Annotated in this window: 23 protein-coding genes; 14 read left to right on the top strand and 9 right to left on the bottom strand. The window is 71.7% G+C overall.

The genetic code is table 11. The features are described 5' to 3' along the window. Positions 1-164: 164 nt before the first annotated feature. Both ACJ9NR_RS36425 and ACJ9NR_RS36420 read left to right on the top strand, forming a co-directional pair. Positions 165-1322, top strand: coding sequence for an alpha-hydroxy-acid oxidizing protein (locus ACJ9NR_RS36425; protein WP_412492567.1), 1158 nt, complete (start codon positions 165-167; stop codon positions 1320-1322). 57 nt (positions 1323-1379) lie between these two features. Beyond that, positions 1380-1835, top strand: a complete 456-nt coding sequence (locus ACJ9NR_RS36420; RefSeq protein ID WP_412492566.1) for an ASCH domain-containing protein — start codon at positions 1380-1382, stop codon at positions 1833-1835. 211 nt (positions 1836-2046) lie between these two features. Here the strand turns inward: ACJ9NR_RS36420 and ACJ9NR_RS36415 are convergent, their stop codons facing one another. Further along, complete coding sequence (locus ACJ9NR_RS36415) at positions 2047-3375, bottom strand: zinc-dependent alcohol dehydrogenase (protein ID WP_412492565.1); 1329 nt, start codon at positions 3373-3375, stop codon at positions 2047-2049. Between the two features lie 432 nt (positions 3376-3807). Here ACJ9NR_RS36415 and ACJ9NR_RS36410 point away from each other — a divergent pair, with 432 nt between their 5' ends. Continuing rightward, entirely contained in the window at positions 3808-5514 is a 1707-nt protein-coding gene (locus ACJ9NR_RS36410) for an alpha/beta fold hydrolase (RefSeq protein ID WP_412492564.1), read from the top strand. Positions 5515-5582: 68 nt separating this feature from the next. Here ACJ9NR_RS36410 and ACJ9NR_RS36405 read toward each other — a convergent pair whose 3' ends face one another. Further along, entirely contained in the window at positions 5583-5996 is a 414-nt protein-coding gene (locus tag ACJ9NR_RS36405; RefSeq protein ID WP_412492563.1) for an SPW repeat protein, read from the bottom strand. 309 nt (positions 5997-6305) lie between these two features. On the opposite strand from ACJ9NR_RS36405, the gene ACJ9NR_RS36400 reads away from it, so the two are divergent. The 4 genes from ACJ9NR_RS36400 (at position 6306) to ACJ9NR_RS36385 (ending at position 9182) form a co-directional block, all read left to right on the top strand. Then, on the top strand, positions 6306-6551 hold the full coding sequence (locus ACJ9NR_RS36400; protein ID WP_412492562.1) for a hypothetical protein: 246 nt from the start codon (positions 6306-6308) through the stop codon (positions 6549-6551). Positions 6552-6757: 206 nt separating this feature from the next. Continuing rightward, the gene (gene ctaD / locus ACJ9NR_RS36395; RefSeq protein WP_412492561.1) at positions 6758-8476 is read left to right on the top strand and encodes an aa3-type cytochrome oxidase subunit I; all 1719 of its coding nucleotides are present in this window, start codon (positions 6758-6760) and stop codon (positions 8474-8476) included. 117 nt (positions 8477-8593) lie between these two features. After that, entirely contained in the window at positions 8594-8746 is a 153-nt protein-coding gene (locus tag ACJ9NR_RS36390) for a hypothetical protein (protein WP_412492560.1), read from the top strand. Positions 8747-8810: 64 nt separating this feature from the next. Further along, complete coding sequence (locus ACJ9NR_RS36385) at positions 8811-9182, top strand: hypothetical protein (RefSeq protein WP_412492559.1); 372 nt, start codon at positions 8811-8813, stop codon at positions 9180-9182. 19 nt (positions 9183-9201) lie between these two features. Here the strand turns inward: ACJ9NR_RS36385 and ACJ9NR_RS36380 are convergent, their stop codons facing one another. Further along, positions 9202-10296 carry a sigma-70 family RNA polymerase sigma factor gene (locus tag ACJ9NR_RS36380; protein WP_412492558.1) on the bottom strand — a complete coding sequence of 365 codons (1095 nt, stop codon included), beginning with the start codon at positions 10294-10296 and terminating at the stop codon, positions 9202-9204. Positions 10297-10792: 496 nt separating this feature from the next. Between ACJ9NR_RS36380 and ACJ9NR_RS36375 the strand changes: the two genes are divergently transcribed. Both ACJ9NR_RS36375 and ACJ9NR_RS36370 read left to right on the top strand, forming a co-directional pair. Then, positions 10793-11206, top strand: a complete 414-nt coding sequence (locus ACJ9NR_RS36375) for an ATP-binding protein (RefSeq protein WP_412512754.1) — start codon at positions 10793-10795, stop codon at positions 11204-11206. Between the two features lie 296 nt (positions 11207-11502). Beyond that, entirely contained in the window at positions 11503-11916 is a 414-nt protein-coding gene (locus ACJ9NR_RS36370) for a hypothetical protein (protein WP_412492556.1), read from the top strand. A 32-nt stretch (positions 11917-11948) separates the two neighbouring features. Here ACJ9NR_RS36370 and ACJ9NR_RS36365 read toward each other — a convergent pair whose 3' ends face one another. The 5 genes from ACJ9NR_RS36365 to ACJ9NR_RS36345 form a co-directional block, all read right to left on the bottom strand. Next, complete coding sequence (locus ACJ9NR_RS36365) at positions 11949-12713, bottom strand: SigB/SigF/SigG family RNA polymerase sigma factor (protein WP_412512753.1); 765 nt, start codon at positions 12711-12713, stop codon at positions 11949-11951. Positions 12714-12856: 143 nt separating this feature from the next. Then, positions 12857-13702, bottom strand: a complete 846-nt coding sequence (locus ACJ9NR_RS36360) for a BN159_2729 family protein (RefSeq protein ID WP_412492554.1) — start codon at positions 13700-13702, stop codon at positions 12857-12859. Between the two features lie 439 nt (positions 13703-14141). Next, entirely contained in the window at positions 14142-15290 is a 1149-nt protein-coding gene (locus tag ACJ9NR_RS36355; RefSeq protein ID WP_412492553.1) for a BN159_2729 family protein, read from the bottom strand. After that, positions 15287-15832, bottom strand: coding sequence for an RNA polymerase sigma factor (locus tag ACJ9NR_RS36350; RefSeq protein ID WP_412492963.1), 546 nt, complete (start codon positions 15830-15832; stop codon positions 15287-15289). The genes ACJ9NR_RS36355 and ACJ9NR_RS36350 overlap by 4 nt, the downstream gene beginning before the upstream one ends. A 273-nt stretch (positions 15833-16105) precedes the next feature. Next, positions 16106-16501 carry a hypothetical protein gene (locus ACJ9NR_RS36345; protein WP_412492552.1) on the bottom strand — a complete coding sequence of 132 codons (396 nt, stop codon included), beginning with the start codon at positions 16499-16501 and terminating at the stop codon, positions 16106-16108. A 350-nt stretch (positions 16502-16851) separates the two neighbouring features. On the opposite strand from ACJ9NR_RS36345, the gene ACJ9NR_RS36340 reads away from it, so the two are divergent. Then, on the top strand, positions 16852-18042 hold the full coding sequence (locus ACJ9NR_RS36340) for a hypothetical protein (RefSeq protein WP_412492551.1): 1191 nt from the start codon (positions 16852-16854) through the stop codon (positions 18040-18042). Then, the gene (locus tag ACJ9NR_RS36335) at positions 18029-18370 is read left to right on the top strand and encodes a hypothetical protein (RefSeq protein WP_412492550.1); all 342 of its coding nucleotides are present in this window, start codon (positions 18029-18031) and stop codon (positions 18368-18370) included. The genes ACJ9NR_RS36340 and ACJ9NR_RS36335 overlap by 14 nt, the downstream gene beginning before the upstream one ends. A 70-nt stretch (positions 18371-18440) precedes the next feature. Here ACJ9NR_RS36335 and ACJ9NR_RS36330 read toward each other — a convergent pair whose 3' ends face one another. Then, entirely contained in the window at positions 18441-18671 is a 231-nt protein-coding gene (locus ACJ9NR_RS36330; RefSeq protein WP_412492549.1) for a hypothetical protein, read from the bottom strand. 542 nt (positions 18672-19213) lie between these two features. Here ACJ9NR_RS36330 and ACJ9NR_RS36325 point away from each other — a divergent pair. From ACJ9NR_RS36325 to ACJ9NR_RS36315, 3 genes are all read left to right on the top strand, one after another. Further along, on the top strand, positions 19214-19339 hold the full coding sequence (locus ACJ9NR_RS36325) for a hypothetical protein (protein ID WP_412492548.1): 126 nt from the start codon (positions 19214-19216) through the stop codon (positions 19337-19339). Between the two features lie 619 nt (positions 19340-19958). Beyond that, positions 19959-21161 carry a hypothetical protein gene (locus tag ACJ9NR_RS36320; protein WP_412492547.1) on the top strand — a complete coding sequence of 401 codons (1203 nt, stop codon included), beginning with the start codon at positions 19959-19961 and terminating at the stop codon, positions 21159-21161. A 1-nt stretch (position 21162) separates the two neighbouring features. Beyond that, positions 21163-21732, top strand: coding sequence for a hemerythrin domain-containing protein (locus ACJ9NR_RS36315; RefSeq protein ID WP_412492546.1), 570 nt, complete (start codon positions 21163-21165; stop codon positions 21730-21732). Positions 21733-22000 lie beyond the last annotated feature (268 nt).

Below are 22000 nucleotides of genomic sequence, written 5' to 3'. Positions count from 1 at the left end.
GCCTGAGTACCCGCGGCAGAACGGCGCCACGCGGCCCACGAGCCGGAGCCGGTCCGCCCGCTCCGGCGTCCGCTCCGTCGGCCCGCCGGCCCGTCGGCCTCCGTGGGCTGGGCGACTTCCCCGCGGGGCCGCTGACACGGGCGCGGACGGGTACCCCGTCGGCCATGACTGACTTCGCCGCATATCAGGAAGAGCTGTACGACCAGGGACAGCACGGTCGTCAGCCACCGTATCCCATCACGTTCACGGAACTGGAGGAGAAGGCGTCGGCCGCCATGCCGCCGAAGGTGCGGGGGTACGTGGCCGGCGGCGCCGGCGACGAGCACACCCAGCGGGCCAACTGCGCGGCGTTCCGGCGCTGGGGCCTGTATCCGCGCATGCTGGTGGCCCCCACCGAACGGGACATGTCGATCGAGTTGCTGGGGGTGCGGCTGCCCTCCCCGGTGTTCATGGCGCCGGTCGGCGTGATAGGGGTGTGCGCCCAGGACGGTCACGGCGACCTCGCCTGCGCGCGGGCCTCCGCGCGCACCGGCGTCCCGTTCTTCGCCGGCACCCTGTCGTCGGACCCGATGGAGGAGGTGGCCGCGCAACTCGGCGACACGCCCGGCTTCTTCCAGCTGTACACCCCGCCGGACCGGGAGCTGGCGGCGAGCCTGGTGCACCGCGCCGAGGCCGCGGGATTCCGGGGCATCGCCGTCACCCTCGACACCTGGGTCACCGGCTGGCGGCCGCGGGACCTGTCCGGCTCCAACTACCCCCAGGTCCCCAGCGGCTGCCTGGCCAACTACACCAGCGACCCCGTCTTCCGCAGGCGGCTGGAACCCGGTGACGACGCCACCGAGGTCGCTGTGCGCACGCTGCCCATCTTCGGCGGGCCGTTCCGCTGGGAGGACCTGGAGTGGCTGCGGTCGGAGACCGACCTGCCGCTGATGCTGAAGGGCCTGTGCCACCCCGACGACGTCCGCCGTGCCAAGGACCACGGCGTGGACGCCGTCTACTGCTCCAACCACGGCGGACGGCAGGCCAACGGCGGCCTGGCCTCGCTGGACTGTCTGCCCGGCGTGCTCGAGGCGGCCGACGGTCTCCCGGTCCTCTTCGACTCCGGGGTCCGCGACGGCGCGGACATCATCAAGGCGCTGGCGCTGGGCGCCACCGCGGTGGGGATCGGCCGCCCGTACTGCTACGGGCTGGCCCTCGGCGGGGTCGACGGGGTCGAGCACGTGCTGCGCTCACTCCTGGCCGAGGCCGACCTGATCATGGCGGTCGACGGCTACCCGAGCCTCAAGGACCTCACGCCCGAGGCGCTGCGCCAGGTGGGGTGAGGGCGGGCCACGGCTGCTCGGCGGGAGTGCGTCACGCGGCGGCGCTAGGGTCGCCGCATGACCGCCGACCCCACTCCGAGCCCGGACCCGGAGGCGCTGCCCCGGGCCGAGTTCGCCTTCCCGGGCCCGCTGCGCGACCGGCTCGTCGCCGCGATCCTCGACGGGACCAAGACCGCGACCACCGCACTGCTGACCGACTACGAACGCGACGGGGAGCCGTTGCCGTCCGCCGGTGAACGCTCGGTGGTGGTCGACTCCGATCACCGTCCGGTCGCCGTCATCGAGGTGACCGGCGTACGTGTCGTACCGCTGCGTGACGTGGACGTCGCCCACGTGCGGGACGAAGGCGAGGGCCACACCGCCGTGGACGAGTGGCGGGCCGCCCACGAGGAGTTCTGGCACGGTGAAGACGTACGGCGGGCGCTCGGCGACCCCGGTTTCGCCGTGCACGACGCCACGCCGGTCGTCCTGGAGCGCTTCCGCGTGGTTGCCCGCCTCCAGGAGGAGGGCTGATCGGCGGCAGGGGCTGCTCGGTCACCGCGCGCCGCGCCCCGTGCCGTGAGTCCCTTCGGCGGCACGCCGCCTGCGCTCCGATGGCCGGCAGCTCTACGGTGTTCCGGTGGCCCTGGCCACGACGGTGCCAGGGCCGTGATCACGACGGTGCCAGGTCCGTGGGCGCGGAGGCGTCACGGTCCTGGCACGCGGGACGGCCGCGGCCCGGGTCTCAGGGCCTGCTCGTCCCGACGTTCGTCGCCTCGTCCGCGGACGGTCCGGGAGAGCCGGCGGTGGTCGCCGTTCCGGTGCCTGACGCCTCGCCGAGGCCGGGGGCGACCGACCCTTCGTCGCTGACTCCCAGGGCGACCTTGGTCCAACCCGCCTCGCGCCGGTCGAAGCGGCGGTACGCCTCGATCGCGTCCTGCTCCTCACCCCAGCGGGTGACCAGCGGTGTGGGGTCCAGGCGTCCCGTCGCGACCATCGAGACGAGTTCCGGCAGGTAGCGCCGGTGGTTGCAGTTGCCGGCCCGCAGGGTGAGGTTCTTCATGAACGCCTCACCGAACGGGTAGTGCTGCACCTGTGGCGGATAGACCCCGATGGTGCCGATCGTGCCGGCCTTGGCGGCCATCTGCACGGCCCAGCGGGCGGCCAGGGACGGGGCGTCGCCGGGCACCCAGGTGTCTCCGTCCGGGTTCTGCTCGGGCACGGCCTCCTCACGTTCGTGGTCGAACTGTCCGGCCTGTTCGCGCACGGCCTCCGCGGCCGGGCCACGCCGCGGCCGCTGCGCGTCCACGCCCACGGCCTCGATCACGCGGTCGACGCCGATGCCGCCGGTCAGCTCGCGCACCGCCTCGACCGGGTCCTCGGCGTTGAAGTCGACGGTCTCGGCGTGCTGGCTGCGGGCCATGTCCAGGCGGTCGGCCACGCCGTCGACGACGATGATCCGTCCGGCGTTCTGGAGGCGGGCACAGGCGATGGCGGCCTGACCGACGGGGCCGGCTCCCACGACGGCCACGTTGTCGCCGGGCCCGACCCCGGCCAGCCGGGCTCCGAACCACGCGGTGGGGTAGATGTCGGAGAGCAGGATGGCCTGGGCGTCGTCCACGGTGTCCGGCAGGGGCACCAGCCCGACGTGCGCGAAGGGGATCCGGGCGTACTCGGCCTGCAGTCCGTCGAGACCGCCGGCCGCCTCCGGCCCGCCGAAGAAGGTGGTGCCCGTCCGCGGTCCGTGCGGGTTGCTGTTGTCGCACTGCGCGTAGTAGCCCGCCCGGCAGTAGCTGCAGGTCCCGCAGCCGACGGTGGAGGGCACCACCACGCGGTCACCGGGACGGAAGTTGCGCACGCCCGGGCCCACGTCCTGCACCACGCCGACGGCCTCGTGGCCGAGGATGCGGCCCTCCTCCAGGCCGGGCATGGTGCCGCGGACGAAGTGCAGGTCGGTGCCGCAGATGGCGGACGCGGTGATCCGTACGATCGCGTCGTACGGGTCCTTGATGGTCGGTTCCGGCACGTTCTCCAGGCGGATGTCCCCCAGTCCGTGCCACACGACAGCCTTCATACCAATGCTCCTCGATGGTTTCGGAGCTGCCCGGGGTCGGCGGGCAGTCACCGCGCTTCGCGAACCGCTCCCCCGAGGCACTCTCCGAGTGCGGGAGCGGGCGTGGGTTCTCGGCTTCGCCGCCGGTGAGCACCGCGCTCGCAGCGGCCCGGCCTGACGCCGTGTCAGAGCACTGGCGTCATCCGTCCTGTCCGGGGTTACCTGCGAGGAAAGCGCCCAAACGGCGACGACCGGCTTCCCCGACGGCGCCGCGCGGACGAGCGGGTCGGGCAGCGCGGTCCCGGGCCGAGGGCGGCGGCCCGCCGGTCCGCCCGATCGCGCGGGTGGCGGGCTCACCCGCCCCGCGCCGCCGGTCCGCCCGATCGCGCGGGTGGCGGGCTCACCCGCCCCGCAGTGGGTTCGGGGACGTGATGTGCGGATACTCCGCCGCGCGTGACGGAACGACAGCGGCGCCGGATCGGCGCCATCGCCGTGATGCTGCTCGCCGCCGGCTTGCCGGTGGCCGAGGCCGGACTCCTGACGTGGGCCGGCGTGCCCTCCATCGCGGGGATCGCCCCGCAGGTGACCGCGCCGCCGCCCTTCGGGGTCTACCACGACCTGCGCTGGGTGTTCGTCTTCCACGACTCGTGGGCGGCGTTCGGCGGCGAACTGGTGGCGCTGGTGGTCTTCCGCACCCTTCTCAACACCGTCCTGGTCACGCTGGCCTGGCCACCGGACACCGCCCGGCCGCCGTTGCGGCGTCTGCTGACCTCGAACGCGCTGTGCGTCCTGTTGCTCGTGGTGCTGCTCTCGCCCTGGGTGACGATCGCCGCGATGGGCGCGGCCACCAGCCTGTCCTGGCTGGTGTTCAGCTCGATGCTGCCGCTGGTCCTGCTGGCCCTGGTGGTCAACCGCGGCGGGATCGTCCCGGGCTGGTGGCGGTATCCCCCCTCACCGATCACCGTGGGCATCGCCTTACTGACGTTCCTGTCGCTGACCGCCGGCTCGACGGCGGTCAGTGCGGCGCCCGGCGGCTGGAGGGTGCCGGCCGCGGGCGTGTCCGGGCTGGTCAACGCCGGGCTGTGGGCCTGGCTGGTGCGCACGGTCGCACAGCGCCGCAGGCCGGTCGTCCCGGCCTTCGTCACCCCGCTCGCCATCGCGCTCATCCCCGCCCTCATCCTGGGCGCCGGCAGCCAGATCATCGGTCTGCAGCAGGGACCGCCCCAGCCGGGAATCGACAAGATCCGCGCCGACCGCCTCTCCCCCCTGCACGGGCGGCAGGTGATCTACCTCCAGGGGTACGACAGCGCGTACACCGGCACCCGGATGCCCGACTATCCCCCGTCGCTGACCTTCACGTACTACTCCTATCGCGGCCAGTACCACGACGGCGCCCCGCTCCCGTACCGGCCGAAGGCCACCCACCAGTCCCTGAAGGTGCTCGCCGACCGGCTGGCCCGGCAGATCGACACGATCCACCGGCGCACCGGCCGCGAGGTCGCGATCCTCGCCCAGAGCGAGGGCACCTTCATCGCCCGCACGTATCTGCGGGAACACCCCCACCCGCACGTCGACACGGTGGTGCTGCTCAGCCCGCTGGTGCGGCCGGCCAGGATCCACTACCCGCCGCGCGCGGCGGACAGCGGCTGGGGGATCGCGCTGGGCTGGGAGATGCGCATGCTGACCGCGCTCTCACGGCTGAGGACCGGCTCGACGGTGAGCGCCGACGAACCGTTCGTACGGTCGGTGATGCGCGAGGGCCCGTTCTTCCGCGACAGGATGCTCTGCCCGGTACCGCACACGAGGATGCTGGCCCTCCTTTCGACCGCCGACGCGGCCGCGGTGCCGCCCGGTCATCTGACCGACGTCAAGGCCATCGAGGTGCAGGCACTGCACGGAAGCCTCAACGCCAAGCGGGACGACCGCCACAAGATCGCCGACGCGCTGCTCGGCCGACCGGTCGACTCGGCCCGCCTGACCACCTATCGGATCGTCCAGTGGGCGGCCGCCGGCTGGCAGGTCCCGCCCCTCCCGCTGTCGTTCGTCCCCGCATGGCATGCCGAGGACACTCCTGACGCCGCGCTCGACGGCACTGACGGATGCAAGGCCGACTTCTCCCGCACGCCGTCGGCATCGGGAGGTAAGCCCGGTCACCATTGAAACGACGGGCCACCGTGCGCGCCGGACATCGGCACGCGCAGCGGCCCGTCGGTGGACCGGGCGACTCGTTACCGGCCGCGCGCCATCGCCGTGGTGGCCAGCCCGAGGACGACGGCGACGGCACCCGTGGCGGTGTTGCTGGCGATGGTGCCCGTCGTCGCCGAGGCGTTCTGCACCACCCAGGGAGCGATGATCGCCCAGGCTCCGATGGCGGCCGCGGCCCAGCCCATGCCGAAGGTCCGCTCGAAGACCGAACCGAAGCCCAGCGCCAGGACGGCCAGGGCGATACCGGTGACCAGGTTGCTCACGGCCAGCGGGTTGCCGTTGAACCCGACCACCCACGGAGAGATCGCCAGGTACAAGCCGGTCAGCAGGGTCAGCCCCTCCGTCGCCTGTGCGGTCGGCTTCGCCGAGATCTCCGCGGCCCGCGCACGCATGGCCTGGATGTCGGGATGTTCCTCGATGCGCGAGTGCATGGCCATGGAGGCCACCTTCTTCCCTTGTCGCGTGGATTCTTTATCTCCCGCGTATCCGCCCAAGCCAGAGGCAACCATGACACAGATCATGTTTCGGCCATCCTCTCCCCGGTCAAGGAGTTCGGCGCGAAGCGGGGCAGTGCGGCACACACTGGTTCCCGATGGCGGATCGAGGGAACTCGGTCGGGACGAAGCCGACTTCCGCCCGGGTCGGTGAGCGTCCTGGCCGGGTTGCAGCGGATCGTCGGGCCTCCGAACGCCCGGGCGTGATCCGGGCGTCCGGCTCCGGCCCGCATCGCCGAAGGAGTTCCCACCATGTGGCACGACCCCGCCGAAGGGATGTCCGGACCGGACACCGGTGTGACGGCCTGGCCCGAACACGCCTGCTGCTGCGCGGCGCCACCCCTGGTCAAGGTCCTTGTGCCCGGGGAGGACGAACGACTGGTCGATCTGTTCCTGTGCGGGCACCACTACCGGGCCTGCCTCGGCCCGCTGGCCCTCGCCGACGGACGCGCCGTCTTCCGCACACCCGTGTCCGTGCTGTCCCTGGCGGGCCGCTGAGGGCACGAGGGCGGCGGCCCAGCGACCCAGCCGACGCCGCCCGGCTCCCCGTCCTCCGCCCCACGGGGCGAACACGCGCACGGTGATGACCGGACCCTCAGGAGCAGGGCCTCGTGACGCGCGATCAGATGCCATGCATGTCGGCCCTTCCCTCGGATACCTCCGGGTGCTGTCCACCCCCCTTAGCGCGATGAGGTGACCGCACCATGACGGTGGAGGCCAATCCGGTCCGGACAGCGCCCCGGGCGACGCGGCGAGGGTCGGTGGTGGTCGACTGGCTGACCACCACGGATCACAAGAAGATCGGTTCCCTGTACATGACCACGTCGTTCGGGTTCTTCCTGCTCGCCGGCGTGCTCGCCCTGGTGATGCGCAGCGAACTGGCCCGGCCCGGACTGCAGATCCTGTCCAAGGAGCAGTACAACCAGGCGTTCACCATGCACGGCGCGATCATGCTGCTGATGTTCGCCACCCCGCTGTTCGCCGGCTTCACCAACTGGATCATGCCGCTGCAGATCGGCGCCCCGGACGTCGCCTTCCCCCGGCTGAACATGCTCGCCTACTGGCTCTACCTGTTCGGATCGCTCATCGCCGTCGGCGGCTTCCTCACCCCGCAGGGCGCGGCCGACTTCGGCTGGTTCGCCTACAGCCCGCTCAACGACGCCGTCCACTCCCCCGGTGTCGGCAGTGACATGTGGGTCATGGGACTCGCCCTGTCCGGCTTCGGAACCATCCTCGGCGCCGTCAACTTCCTCACCACGATCGTCTGCATGCGCGCGCCGGGCATGACCATGTTCCGCATGCCGATCTTCACCTGGAACATCATGCTGACCAGCGTCCTGGTCATCATGGTCTTCCCGGTCCTGGCCGCCGCCCTGCTCGCGCTGGAGGCGGACCGGAAATTCGGGGCGCACGTCTTCGACGCGGCCAACGGCGGCGCCCTGCTGTGGCAGCACCTCTTCTGGTTCTTCGGCCATCCCGAGGTCTACATCATCGCCGTACCGTTCTTCGGCATCATCAGCGAGGTCATCCCGGTCTTCGCCCGCAAGCCGATGTTCGGATACATGGGCCTGATCGGCGCCACCATCGCCATCTCCGGGCTGTCGGTGACGGTCTGGGCCCACCACATGTTCGCCACGGGCGGGGTCCTGCTGCCCTTCTTCTCCCTCATGTCCTTCCTGATCGCCGTGCCGACGGGGGTGAAGTTCTTCAACTGGATCGGCACCATGTGGAAGGGATCGCTGAGCTTCGAGACGCCCATGCTGTGGGCGGCCGGCTTCCTGGTGACCTTCCTCTTCGGCGGGCTGACCGGGGTGCTGCTGGCCTCCCCGCCCATCGACTTCCACGTCACCGACAGCTACTTCGTCGTCGCCCACTTCCACTACGTCGTCTTCGGCACGGTCGTTTTCGCGATGTTCTCCGGCTTCTACTTCTGGTGGCCGAAGTTCACGGGGAAGATGCTCGACGAACGGCTCGGCAAGGTGCACTTCTGGACGCTGTTCGTCGGCTTCCACACCACCTTCCTGGTCCAGCACTGGCTCGGTGCGGAGGGCATGCCGCGCCGGTACGCCGACTACCTGGCCGCCGACGGCTTCACCACCCTCAACACGGTCTCCACGATCGGCTCCTTCCTGCTCGGCCTGTCCACACTGCCGTTCCTCTACAACGTGTGGAAGACCGGCAGGTACGGAGTCCCGGTCGAGACCGACGACCCGTGGGGCCACGGCCGCTCCCTGGAGTGGACCACCTCCTGTCCGCCGCCCCGGCACAACTTCCTCGTCCTGCCCCGCATCCGCTCCGAATCCCCGGCCTTCGACCTGCACCACCCCGCGGTCGCCGCCCTGACCCACCACACCGGCGCCGTCCGGCGCGCCACCGAGGAGGGTGCCGGCGTACCGGAGCGCGGCGGCGGCGCCCAGGACTGAGCACGACCGGCGGGGTCCGCCGCCGCCCGGCCGGGGCGGCGTCAACCGGCGCCTCGCGTGATTCACCCCCGTTGTCGCGCATACACGCCCGCGGATCGCTCAACCACGGGGCGATCCGTGCCGGACCGGTCTCCGCGGGAGCACGCCGTGTACGTCGTCCACCTGATCGCCTTCTACGTCAGCGGCGTGGTCCTCGGCGGCCTGGGCACCTGGCTGCTCCCCGGGCCGCGTCACCGGCACCGCACGGGGCCCACGGCGCGCCGCCGCTGACACCGGCTCGCACCACCGACTCCCGCCGCTCCCCGGCGCTCTCAACGAACCCGGAGTTCCCGAAGTGACCAGTCACCTGCGCTACACGTGCGTGTGTCTCCTGTGCACCCTCGCCCTCGGCGCCGGCTCCCTGCGGCTCGCCACCGCCCACCGGCCCTGGCTCGCCCTCGTGCTGCTGTACGGCGCCCTGTTCCTCGCCTGGGCGGTGCGCTCCGAGTGGCGTGCGCACCACCGGCTCCTCGCCGAGGAGGACCGGGCGGGGCAGCACACCCGGGGCGAGTGCCCGCCGCGGCCGTGCTGTCCGCCCGGGCAGGCGTCGCACGGTGGCGCACCCGTCCACGGGTGCGCGCGAGACCGTCTGCACGAACGTCAAGACCGTCTGCACGAACGTTTCGAACGGACCGTCACCGGCCTCGAGGACGAGGACGCCGCCTGACCGGCCGGCCCCGCGGGGGCTACCCCGCGAGGAGTCTCTCCCGCAGGTGCGTACAGACCCGGCTCAGCAGGCGGGAGACCTGCATCTGGGAGATGCCGAGCGCGGTGGCGATCTCCCGTTGGGTGTGGGAACCGAAGAAGTACAGGCCGAGCACGCGGCGCTCGCGGTCGGGGAGTTCGGGGATGAGTGAGCCCAGGGCCACCAGATCCGTGACCCGCTCGAGCGCCGGGTCGTCGCCGCCCAGCGTCTGCGCCAACGAGGTGCCCTGCTCGCAACCGGTCTGCTCGTCCATGGACTTCGGGTTGCGCGCCCGATCGGCCGTCAGCACCTGCTGGAGGCGGTCCGCGTCGATGCCCGTGCGCCGCTGCAGATCACGCAGAGTGCCCCCGTCGCCGTGCCCGGCCCGGCGCAGCTCTTCCTGGGCATGCCGTACCCGGCGGTGCTCGTCCTGTATCCGCCGCGGCACATGGACGTGCCAGGTGTGGTCGCGCAGGTGGCGCTTGAGTTCGCCGTCGATGGTGGGTACCGCGTACGACAGGAACGCGTGGCCGCGGGCGGGATCGAAGCCGTCGATCGCCTTGACCAGGCCGAGGCAGGCAACCTGGGCGAGGTCTTCGCGGCTGTCGACGGGCGAGCCGTAGCGGCGGGCCAGCGTACGGGCGACGGGCAGGAAGGCGATGACGGCCCGCTCCCGCAGGGCGTCACGCTCGGGCCCCGGTGGGCAGCCGGCCATACGGTGCAGGAGCTCCTCCCCCGACGACCGGCGCGGCCGGCCGCCCGGGGAGGTGTGCGGATGCCCGGACGGCCCGGATAACTCCGTGGCCGGCCTCCGGCGCTCGAAGGCGTCGTCGAGGCCGCGGCGGACCTGCGGGGACAGCCGCTCGCCCTGCGACCAGTGCACGATCTGCCGCGCCACTTCGAGCAGCTCGGTGTCCGAGCGGAGGGAGACCTCTCCGAGGACTTCCCGGCCTGTCTCGGGGCGCACGCCGTAGCAGGCGGACACGACGCCGATGGCCCGGTTGAGGACAGCGTGGGAGACAACGGCGTCCCGCAACTGCGCGGTCTCGTCTCCAAGGGAAACGATCTTGTCTATCCGATTCTGTTGCTCTGGCATCGTGGGGCTTCTCCCTGCCGGGACGGCCGTGCCAGGCGACGGTCACGGTGTCCCGAGGACGGTTGGGACCTGGGTCTAGGGGCAGAACCGCTTTTCGATTGTGTGGTACGAGGGAGCTGGGCGGACCACGGTTTCGTGTGGGGCGGGAAGCGTGTACCCCGGTTCGTTTACCCTATGCAAAGGTCGTGGCTTCCTCCTGGCCGGAAGAGTGTGACCTGCGGCTTTGTCCGTGAGTCCGGGTAAGGGGGGACCGGGGGCCGCGCGCCCGGCGGGTGGGGAGGCGCGCGTTGCGGGGCGGGCGGCCGGGGCCGTGGCGCGGGGCGTTCGATCGATCACGCGTTCCCCCGCCGGGAACCGGTTACGGAGGCGACGCCGGGCTACCACACCTTCCCCGGCAGCGTACGACCAGAAGGCCTACTCCGTGATCACCAGGGCGCATCCCTCCGTACCCTCCGTCGGTCCGGCTCCGTCCGAGCCACCTGTGCCGTGCGCCTTCGTGCGGCTGCCGCGCGACGCCGCCCATGCCGCCACCGTGCGCAGCCTGACGCGCATCTGGCTCGGTGAGGCCCTCGGTGTGCCCGCGCCCCGGCTGGAGGACGCCGTACTCGTGGTGTCCGAGTTCTTCGCCCTGGCCGTACGGCACGGAACCGGCCCTGAGGCCGGTCTGCACCTTCGCTGCGGCGCCGGAGGGCCGAGTGTGCGCCTCGAGGTGGTCGGCTACTGGATGTCAGGATGCCCGCCGGTGCCCAGGACACGTCCCTGCCTGCGCCTCATCGCCGGCGTCGTCGCCGGGCTGAACGGCCGGTGGGGATTCGGCGGCAACGGCGCCCTGGCCTGGTGCACCGTCCCCCTCCCCCGGGACGGCGCGGGAGAGGACACCCCCGCCGCACCTGATCCAGGGGCCCGGTGAGCGAGCCGTGCCCGGGCGGTCGTCGGCAGGTTTGCCGCATTCGCCGTCGGCAACCTATTGATGATGGTCGTTGAACACGGTGCCGCCGCGGCGACCGGGCAGCCGTCGACGCGGCGCACCGTCTCTTCCAGCTCCCACGCCGGTTCCGTTGATCCGATAATCTGGGCGCCGGTCCCGTCGGACGCCGCCATGCCTGATGCCCGAGGTGGTTCGGCCCCATCCACCAGGTCCGCTCAGGGAACATGGACCACTAGCCTTCATCCCGAACCGTTCCAGATCGACGGGAGTCACTCCGAGTGGGAAGTGCATACCCTGCCCAGCGAAACGCCCTGACCGAACTGGTCAAGTCGGCCGTAGGAAGGGGGAAACGGTGGACCCTGAGGGATTTCGCGGAACGCGCCGTCGACCCGGAGACGCAGTGGTCCCCCAGCAAGTCCCTGCTCGGCAAGATCGTCAATGACGAGGGCTTCCGGGTGGAGCCGCGGCTGGTGTCCGCGCTGGCCGTGGGGCTCGGCCTGCCGCGGGGTGTGGTCGCCGCGGCGGCCCACTGGCAGGTCATCGGCTACAGCGAGGAGGAGCTGAGCACGTCGGCGCCCGCCACGCTGGTGCGTCACCTGTCCTCCGTCGGCGCCCCGGCTCCGCTCGCCCGAGCGGTCGCGGAGCGCTGGGAGGCGGAGGATCAGGATTCCGCTCACTCGGGTACTTCCTGACCGCCGGGCGGACGTACGGGGGACACGGGGACTCACACCGCGGAGAGCAGCTCCTTGCGCAGCTGCTCGTAGGTGGTGCTGAGCACCCGGGAGATGTGCATCTGCGACAGACCGAGCATCAGTCCGATCTGCTTCTGCGTCATCGACCGGAAGAACCGCAGGTACAGGATCTGGCGCTGCCGGTCGGTGAGGCGGTACACCACGCTGCGCAGTGCCACGCAGTCGACGACCAGGTCGATGCCCCGCTCCTCCACGCCGAGGGTCTCGCCGAGCGGCACGTCGGCGCCGCCCGCCTGCGGTGCGTCGAGCGAGTAGGCGAAGTAGGTGCCCCGCGCCTCCAGCGCCGCCGTCACGTCCTCTTCCGGCAGTCCGGTGTGCAGGGCCAGTTCCCGTGCGGTCACTCGTTCCCCGGAACGCCTGCGCTGCTCCAGCTCGAGCTGGGCGTGTCTGATGCGTGCCTGCGCCTCCTGGATCCGGCGAGGCACGCGTACGTTCCAGGTGCGGTCCCGGAAGTGGCACTTGATCTCACCGGTCACCGTCGGTACGGCGAACGACAGGAAGGCGTGCCCCTTGGTGGGGTCGAAGCGGTCGACGGCTTTGACCACCCCGACACAGGCGACCTGGTAGAGGTCCTCGTCCGGTTCGCCGCGCCCCTGGTAGCGCCGGGCGAGCCGCCGGGCCAGCGGGAGCAGCGAGGCGATCACCTCCTCCCGCAGCGCTTCGCGCCGCCTGCCGGGCGGCGTGGTGTGCAGCACTCTCAGGCGGGCGTCGATGTCCGCGCCGGCACGGTTGTCCACGCCGGCGCGGGCCCAGGAGGCGGAGGAGGCAGAGGTGGCGGAGGCGGGGACTGACGGGGGCCCCGCGGTATCTGTACTCATCGTCGGTGATACGTGTGCGTGTTCTCGGATGGTCGGCGGGTGCGGTGCGCTCGGTTGCCCCCTCACGTGGCTCCGTTCCCGGACGGCACGGGCACGGCGGACGGCATGGGCCGCACGGGGATCAGCGGTCCCATCTGCACGACGATGTTGCTCAGGCGGCAGCGCTCGGTGCGCCCGGTGACGGTGAGCAGGGGAATGCCGTCGGGCGCCCACACGCCCTGGTGGCGCCACTCGTTGCCCCGGATGTCCAGGTACGGCAGAGCCAGGTCGTACACCTGGTCCCACAGCCGGTACGGCTCCGCCGCGGACTCCATCTCGGACTCGAGCAGGGTGGGCACGGACAGGCCCATCAGACGCACCGGGACACCCTCGTAGGTGCCCGTCCCGACGCACGAGTCGCCGCAGAAGGCGACGGCCTCCGGCGGCACGCGCAAGGCGGTGCGCCACGCGTACCAGGCCCGTACGTCGACCACCCGTAGGACGAGGACGACGAGATCCCCGTCGGCCACCAGCGCGAGCACGCAGGGATGCCGGCCGTACGCGACGGTCAGGGCCGTGACCGCCCGGTCGGCCCGGTCGCAGGCCCGGTCCCAGTTGACGGCGACGTCCGCCAGGCCGGGCACCGCGCGGTGTCGCTGTGCGCCGCCGATACCGTCGTCGCCGTCGGCCACGAACACGGCCGCGGGCTGGTCGGCGCACGGCTCCGGTGCCTGCCCGGACGCCGGCGCGGTCGCCTGCTCCCGCGTCGCGTCATCGGGGTCGCGCCGGAGGGCGAGGTCCTCCAGACCACCGAGCCGGCCTTGGGGCAGCCCGCCGAGCAGGTGCACACGCCGTACGCCACCGCTCGGCCCTTTGCGCACATCGAGCATCTGCTCCGGCATGCCGCCGCTCTGATCGTTCGTCACCACGAGCCTGGACCTTTCATTTGCTTCAATCGCGGAAGAGAGGAGTGTGTCCACGATGATGGACAAAGGTAGCCGGGAGACACGCCCGATGTCCACATTCATGGACAAGCGTCCCGTGCGGTTCCGCTCGGACGCGGTACGGCGCGGGGAGCGGGAGGGCCGAGTCCCGTTCCCGCCCGGCATCACCTGCGCGCCCCTCCGGACACGCCTCCTTGTTTGCCGATCAAGGGACGGATATGCGCCGTTCACCACAACGAGGAGCGGCGCCACCTTTTGGCACGTTTCCGCGTGCCCTGTACGGCGGCGGGACGTTGCGGCCCGGCCGACCGGACACGCACATGCCTCCGCCCCCGGGTCACCGCGGACCCGGGGGCGGAGCAGACGTGTGCGCCGAGGAGGGATGGACAGGGGGAGACGACGGGCGCGGCGGGATCGACCCGCGTCACACTCCCGTTCCACTCACCGGACGCGGCGCCGCCTCGGCGACCGGCCGGCACAGCGGGCGCGGACGATCCGGCGGGGGTGGACGATCCGGCGAGGGCAATCGGTCCCCGGGCGGTCGGCCGTCCGGCTGCGGCCGGCACTCCGGCGGATGATCATCCGGCCGCGGACGGCCCTCCGGCGGACGGTCCGCCGTACGGTCATCCGGCCGCGGTCCCTCCTCCGGCCGCTCCCCGCGCGAGTCCCCTCCCGCCCGGGCGCGCACCCCAGCGAGGGACGTCACGGTGCCGCGCGGCACGGCGCGCAGCGGTCCGGCACCGCGGACGAGGACCGTCATCCGGTGTTCCCACCCGTCTGCGAGCCGACGCATCATGGGCACACCGTCCGGCGTCTGCCGCCCCTGGTACTCCCAGACCTGGCCGTCACGATCCTCCTGGAGCTGCGCGAGGTCGTACACCTGGTCCCACAGCCGGTACGACAGGCGCGCCGCCTCCTCCTTCGCGTCCAGCAGCCCGGGCACGCCCCGGCCCACCAGCCGTACCGGCGTACCGTCCGCCCATCCACGGCCGACGCACGCCTCTTCGTGCACCGCCACGGTGTCGGGCCGGACGGCGAGGGCCGTCCTGCGCACGTACCAGGCCTCCAGATCGGAGAAGCGGACGATCATGACCACCTCGTCCCCCTGGGCGGTCACCGACAGCACGTCCGCGTGCCCGCCGTGGGCGGCCGCCAGGGCGGACGCGGTGCGGCGGGCCCGGGCACAGGCGAGGTTCCAGCGCAACGTCCGTTGCGCCAGGCCGGGGTCGGGGCCGCGGTGCCGCTCGAAGGCGTCGCGGGCCACCCGCCGACGGGGCAGACCAGGCGCGCCGGTACCGGCGCCGGCCACGGTGGCACCCGCAGGCGGCCGTCCGCCGACCTCCTCGCGGGGCGCCGAGGCCGCCGCACTCGCCGGCCGGGTCCCCTGCGGGCCGGACGCCCCGCGCGCGAGGGGTGCCTGCCCGGGGTCCGGCGCGGCGCCGCCGCCGGACGTCTTCCGCTCGCCCCCGTCGGTGAGACCCCACGCACGGAGCATCCGGATGACGTGACGGGGGCGGCCGACGGGCTCGGAGGGCGCCGCGTGCCTGCGCCGTGGCGTCTGGTTGGCCTTCACGCCCGGGACACCTCCCTGTCCTCGTGCGCACGGAACGCACGGCGCAGGTCCTGGGTGGCCCGGCGCTGCAGCGCCTTGACGGCGCCCACCGAGTTCCCCGTCATCCACGCCACCTGCCGCCCCGGCATGTCGTACCAGAACCTCATGGTGATCACTTCTTGCTGGCGCGTCGTGAGGCACACGACAGCCTCACGCAGCAGCGCGTGGTCGAACTCCCGCAGAACCTCGTCCTCGACGCTCACGCACGAGCGGCCCCGCGGCTCCGGAACCGCGGACACCGGAACCTCGCTGCGGGTCCGGGCGGCTCGGTAGTGGTCCGTCACGAGGTTGCGAGCGATGGTCGTCAGCCACGCCCTCACACCACCACGTTCCCAGCGGAAGCGGCCGACGCTCGCCAGCGCCCGTACGAAGGTCTCACTCACGATGTCCTCCACGACCTGCGGGTCGCTCACGCGCCGCCACACGCAACGCTCCACGTCTCTCCTGTGCCGGGCATAGAGCAACGAGAACGCCTCCCGGTCACCCCGGCCGGCCCTGGCCACGAGCGCCACATCGCTTCCCCGGCACCCGGGCCCGGCTTCGAGTGCATACCGCACGCCCACACCCTCTCCTTGTTCGGCTTCGCCCGGCTCCGCAGGTCCTTCCGCGGCCGGGCCTCCACCTGTCCACGAACATGGACAACTTTAGGCATCTGATCGGGCACTTGTCCACTATCATGGACAACGGAAGGCCCGGACGGCGCAGGGAAGACCGTCCGGGCCCACGGGGCACGATCGCCGGGTCGCACCCCTCCTTCCGGGGGTGACGTCGTCCGTCTAGTGACCGCCGCCCGTCCCGGAGCCGGAGGCGCCACCGGCGCCTCCGGCCATGGCCCCGCCACCGAAGCCGGTGTCGATCGCGTTCAGGCTGGAACCGTCGGGACCGGCCACCGCCCGGTACAGGCGGTAGTACGGCCCCCAGGTGCCGCCGGTGCTCCCGCCGTTACCACCGCCGGCACCGCCACCGACGCCGCCGCCGACTCCGATGCCCGTGACGATCGCGCCGATCCGGGCGCCGTCGGGCCCGGCGGTCGCCTTGACGGCGCCGTAGGAGGGGCCGCCGTTGCCGCCGCCACCCGTGCCTCCGGTCGCCGCCGACGCCGTGCCGGCGGCTCCCAGGGCCAGCGGTAGCGCCATCAGTGCGGCGGCGACACCTCCGATAAGGGTTCGCATCGTTTTCTCCTTCAATTTCCGTTCCGATGTCCACGCCTTCGATGGAAGGCGGGGCCCTTCGGTGAGCCCGGACAGGTAGTTGCCAGCGAGCAGGCCGGTATGCCCGGAATCGGCAATCTTTTATTTTTCGGCACACTGCCTTCTTTCACGTCTCCGTTGCGCGCGAGGAACGTTGCACGGCGCTGAGAGTCGTCTCTGAACTGGGCCTCAGCGATTGAAGTGGGCCTCAGCGGTTTCCCTGCAGTGCACGCACCGGGAATGTTTGAACCGCCGTGATCCGGCAACCCACGGGCTCGCCACGGGAAAAAGCGAACGGAAGAAACGGGTCTCGGAATATGTCGTTCAATCCTTTGGAACACCCAGGAATTCCGCTCGACCGGCAGACGCACAGGTATATCGCCGGCGCGGCCTGCCAGGACCTCGCCGACGACCGGGACCCGTTCACCCGTTGCCGCGTCATGGCGATGAGCGCCATCGAGACGGACGCCGCTCTTTTCGACGACCGTCTCGTGCGCCGCTGCGCGGACCCGGAGACCGCCCGCGTCCTGTCGCAGCTGTACGACGTGGAGCGCCGGCAGCAGCAGACCCTCAGGGGGCTCACCCCGAAATCCGGCCCGCCGCTGGAGGCGGCCATCGCCCATGAGCAGGTCGCCGTCGACCTCACGGCCTGGGTGGCCCGCATGGAGCCCGATCCCGCGCTGCAATCAACCTTCGGGCAGGCGCTCCTGGAGGACTTCGACCACCTCTACCGGCTCGCCAACCTCTACGAGACGAGCCGACGGCAACCCACCGGGCACGGCGCGGAGGACCTCGCCGCCGCACTGCCCCGGCACCGCGCCCCCGCCCGCCGTCCGGCGCTGGACGGCATGCCCGTCTCCCGTCACAGGCCCGCAGTCGCCCTCTCCGGACTCCATACGCTCACCCTCCGGGTGCTGGAGGTGCAGATCACCCACTTCTACGTACACGTCGGCCTGCAGCACCTCAATCCGCGCCCGCGCTGGTTCGACGAGGAGCTCGGCTTCATCACGGAGGACCACCTCGTCCGGCAGGACGCGGCGCCGCACTCCGCTCGCAGCTGGCGGGAGCAGCTGGTGCTGCGCGAGTACAACGAGTGCTACCTCTACCACTGCTTCGCCGAGCAGGAGACCCAGCCGCGGCTCAGGGCCCTCTGGGAGTTCTGCCTCGGCCTGGAGCTCGGACATCTGCACGCCGCCTGCGACCTGATGCGCCGTCAGGAACGACGGGATCCGCGGGGCATCCTGCCACCGCGGCTGCCGGAACCACTGGACTTCGCGGGCAACCGGGACTACCTGCTCACCCTTCTGGACGCCGATTCCGGCTGTCCGGGTGCCGACGCCGGCCTCGTCCGCACGGTCGGCCGGCGGTTCGAGAAGATGCGGCGACAGGTCGGCGCGGGTGGTACGCCACCCGCCGCGCAGGTGGCGGCCGACGGGCACGTACTGTTCGGCTCCTCGCGTCTGTTCCAGGAGAGCGAGCGGCCCACGCCCGGGAAACGGGGTGCCCCGCGTGCCCGCACGTGACAACGAGCAGGCGGTCACTGCTGCCACCGTCGCCGAGCGCTTTCTGTGGTGGTACACGGAAGTACGCGAAGCCACCCTGGACGCGCGGCAGTTCGCCGACCAGCTGCCCGGACTCGACGCTGCCCAGCGACGCGCCGTCGCGCGGCTCTACGCGGTGGAGCGGATCGCCGTCTGCCACCGCAGTCTCGCCGAGATCGACCGGCGCCACGCGGAACTCGCCGACCAGTACATGGCGGCACACCGCCGCCTGCAGACCTGGCTCGTCGCACAACTGGTCCTGGTGGCGACGCTCGCGGGCGGCCTCTGGCTCCTCTGCACCCGCCTCTGACCCGCCTGCTCCCCCGTCGACGTCCCGCCCTTCCCGTACGGCCATCCGGTGACACCTCCGGTCCGATGTGTCACCGGATGGTCTCCGCCGTACACGACCCGGCCACTCGCCGGTGCAGCATGTGCCTGATCACCCGCACGTCCCCCACGAGCCGGGGCAGCCTCAGGCAGAGGAGGGCCAGCGTGGCCTCCTCGGTGATCTGCCCGGGGTCGAAAGCAACGCGCACTACACGACCGTCGTCCCGGTACACCAGCGGTGTACCGGGATCCAGGCGGGCCCTCTCGATGCGAATGTCGGTCACCGCGTCCCTCTCCTCCGACCGGCAAGTGCCCGTCGCGCGTGACTACAGCACGCCACGGGCTGACTGCTGCGCGCCACAGTGCCCACACGCGTATCCGTGAATCACAGGCCGCTCGACAGAAAGGAAAAGCTTTGGTGAAGATCACGCGCGTTCCTCATTTCCCGAGGTGCCGCCGGTGCCGCACGCGCGGTCGACACGCCACCCGGCGTCCGCGGGGGAACGCCTTTGCGAAAGGGCGGCCCGCGGACGGACCGCCGGAACGGGACCGCGTCGCCGGCGCGCCGAGAACGTTGCACACCCGGCGGGCATGAAAGCCACCCCGCGGGACACATCAGGTGCACCCCCGACCGAGCCGGGCCGCAGGGGCGGAGCAGGAGGTGGAGCCGGCGGCCCGGCTCGTGGGGAACACCCCCGACCGACGACCAGAGACTCGAACTGCCATGCATCAGGCACAGGAACCCCCCTCCCGCACCCACGCCGCCTGCCGACCCGCTCGGCCGCGCCCCCTCGCCTCCGTGATGGCGCGGCACTTGGAGAACGAGATGGCCACGGCCATCCTCCAGGTGCGCACGGAACTCGGCCGGCTCACCGACCTGGCCACGAAGCGTTCCGTCCTCTCCCGCAGGCGCCGCCCGGCGCCCCGGCCGGACACCCCCCGTCAGGCCTGACGGGCACGGGGCGCTGCGGGCGACGACGGCCCGCGTCCCGTGCGGCTCCGCCCGCCGGTCGGCCACCGCCGTGCGGACGACGGGACCGGCCGCGGCACAGGCCGGCGACAGGGGGCAGAACGTCCTCACCGCCTTGCGCCGTGCCGTCCCCGCGTCCCGCCACCGCAGTTCCCAGGGCGCGCCACCCGCGGCACCCGTGGCACCCGTGGCGCCCGGGTCATCACGAGGGCGAGCGACCGGACCGCCGGGCCCGGGCAGGACCTCACAGGGGTGCGACGCCGTGCGATGCGGCCACCTCCGCCCGGGCCGTCGAGCGCGAACGAGCACGTACCCGGGTCCCTCGCCCCGACACGTCGCCTCCGCCCCGAGCGGGCCGCGGTCCGCCCCCACGCGCGGCGTCCTCCCGCGGGGCCTCCGCGGCCAGGCGCGCGGGCGTCCGCACGACCCGGCCGGTCCGCGGCGCCCGCAGCGTGTACGCGGCACCGCGCAGACCGGCCGGAAACCCGCCACGGCCTGAGCCTTCCGCCCCGATTGTTCCTGATCGTCCGTTTGCCGACGGGGCGCGCGGTTACTTCGACCGTCACCTGCTCGTCGCCTTCAGCCCAAGGAGACAGACCGTATGGGTTTCAACCCTCTCGAACACCAGGGCATCCCGCTCGACCGCCAGCTGCGCAACTGGCGCGAGCTCGACGTCGAACCGGTCGATCCCGACCGCGGTGACCCGTACACCAAGTGCCGGATCATCACGATGAACGGCATCGAGGTCGAGGCCATCCTCTTCAACCACCAGTTCGCCCGCCACTGCCCCGACATGGACACCAAGCGGCAGCTGGCCGAGGTCCGCTACATCGAGGCCCAGCAGCAGAAGGCGGTCAACTGGCTGCTGCCCGGCCTCGCCTCCGTCCTGGAGACCACCATCGCCTACGAACAGGTCGCCGTGGACCTGACCGGCTGGGTCGCCCGGCACGAACCCGATCCCTACCTGAGGCAGGCCTACGAGTTCGGCGTCCTGGAGGACTTCGACCACCTCTACCGCTACGCCAACCTCTACGAGATGATCGAGCACCGCAAGGCGGAGGCGATCGTCGACGGCCTCACCGAGGTCATGCCCGGCAGGCCCACCAAGTTCCACCACCGGCATCCCGCCGACAACGTGCGCGATCCCTACGACCGTGCCACCGTGAACCCTCTGTCCAAGCTGCACGCCCTGACGATCATGTCGGCCGAGCAGCAGACCATGAACTACTACATGAACGTCGGCCCGCAGTACATGGAACCGATCGCCCGCCGGCTCTACCAGGAGGTCGGGCTGATCGAGGAGGAGCACGTCACCCACTACGAATCGCTCGTCGACCCGGGCGAGACCTGGTGGGAACAGCTCGTCAACCACGAGTACAACGAGTGCTACCTGTACCACTCCTTCATGGAGCAGGAATCCGATCCCAAGGTGAGGAACATCTGGGAACTGCACCTCAACATGGAGCTGGAGCACCTGCGCATCGCCTGCGACCTGATGCGCCGCAACGACGGCCGCGACCCGCAGGAGATCCTCGCCCCGGAACTGCCGAACGTCCTCACCTTCGAGGAGAACAAGCAGTTCCTGCGCGGCCTGCTGGACACCCAGATCGACCTGACCACGCTCGGCGCCGGATACGTCCGCGACGCGCACGAGCGTTTCGAGAGGCTCCAGGAGCACATCCACGGCGGCGAGGAGCCGCCCAGCGAGCGGGTCATGGCCCAGCACCGGGAGCTGCTCGGCGGCGAGTACCGCCACGAGACCGAGGGCCCCCACCCCGACGTCGCCTCCCGGGAGAGGGACTGACATGGCCGGCATCACCGCCTCCGACGCCGACGTGGTCGCCCTGCTCATGCGCCAGCACGGCGACATCCGCAACCTCTTCGACGAGGTCGAGAAGTCCACCGGAGACGCCCGCAGCACCGCCTTCCACCGGCTGATCCGGCTGCTCGCCGTGCACGAGACGGCGGAGGAGGAGGTCGTCCACCCCTTCACACGCCGCTCCGTACCCCACGGTGAGAAGGTCGTCGAGGAGCGTCTGCACGAGGAGAACCAGGCCAAACAGGCGCTGTCCCGCCTGGACGGCATGGACACCGACGACCCGGCGTTCCACACCGAACTCGACGCACTGCGGCTGGAGGTGATGACCCACGCCCGTTCCGAGGAGCGCTACGAGTTCACCCACATCCGCCGCCACGCCGACCCGGCACGTCTGTCCTCCATGGCCACGGCGCTGCGAGCGGCGGAGGCCATGGCCCCCACCCGCCCCCACCCCGGCACCGAGACGGCGGCGCGGAACCTCACCCTCGGGCCCCTCGCCGCCCTCATCGACCGCACCCGGGACACCGTCCGCGAGGCCATGGACAACAACGGCTGACCGGACCGCCGGACCCCCCTCAAGGCCGCGTCCCCACCGGCGGCGAGTCCGGCCGACCCGGTCATGGGCCGCGGGCCCCGGTGTGGAGGCGCGGCCGGCCGTCCAGTGCGGGGAAGGTGAGGGTCGCCCCTGATCGGCACCGTCACGTTCCCGCGGTGCGATCAGCCTGCCTCTCCCGTCCGGCTCAACGCCGGTCGCCCACCTGATTCGTGACCGGGTCCACGGGGCAGTTGCGACAAAGGTGTGCCCATCCCCCGTAGAGAGGTCG

This window comes from Streptomyces sediminimaris (assembly GCF_047049295.1).
GTDB lineage: Bacteria > Actinomycetota > Actinomycetes > Streptomycetales > Streptomycetaceae > Streptomyces > Streptomyces sediminimaris.
Note: the sequence above shows the minus strand (reverse complement) of the source record. Positions and strands in the feature narration are given on the sequence as shown.

Coding starts and splice junctions, on each gene's coding strand:
- ACJ9NR_RS36420 (WP_412492566.1), top strand. CDS start 1,380: ATGACCGCCGACCCCACTCCGAGCCCGGACCCGGAGGCGCTGCCCCGG.
- ctaD (WP_412492561.1), top strand. CDS start 6,758: ATGACGGTGGAGGCCAATCCGGTCCGGACAGCGCCCCGGGCGACGCGG.
- ACJ9NR_RS36405 (WP_412492563.1), bottom strand. CDS start 5,996: ATGGCCATGCACTCGCGCATCGAGGAACATCCCGACATCCAGGCCATG.
- ACJ9NR_RS36315 (WP_412492546.1), top strand. CDS start 21,163: ATGGCCGGCATCACCGCCTCCGACGCCGACGTGGTCGCCCTGCTCATG.
- ACJ9NR_RS36345 (WP_412492552.1), bottom strand. CDS start 16,501: ATGCGAACCCTTATCGGAGGTGTCGCCGCCGCACTGATGGCGCTACCG.
- ACJ9NR_RS36400 (WP_412492562.1), top strand. CDS start 6,306: ATGTGGCACGACCCCGCCGAAGGGATGTCCGGACCGGACACCGGTGTG.
- ACJ9NR_RS36415 (WP_412492565.1), bottom strand. CDS start 3,375: ATGAAGGCTGTCGTGTGGCACGGACTGGGGGACATCCGCCTGGAGAAC.
- ACJ9NR_RS36320 (WP_412492547.1), top strand. CDS start 19,959: ATGGGTTTCAACCCTCTCGAACACCAGGGCATCCCGCTCGACCGCCAG.
- ACJ9NR_RS36325 (WP_412492548.1), top strand. CDS start 19,214: ATGGCCACGGCCATCCTCCAGGTGCGCACGGAACTCGGCCGGCTCACC.
- ACJ9NR_RS36425 (WP_412492567.1), top strand. CDS start 165: ATGACTGACTTCGCCGCATATCAGGAAGAGCTGTACGACCAGGGACAG.
- ACJ9NR_RS36380 (WP_412492558.1), bottom strand. CDS start 10,296: ATGCCAGAGCAACAGAATCGGATAGACAAGATCGTTTCCCTTGGAGAC.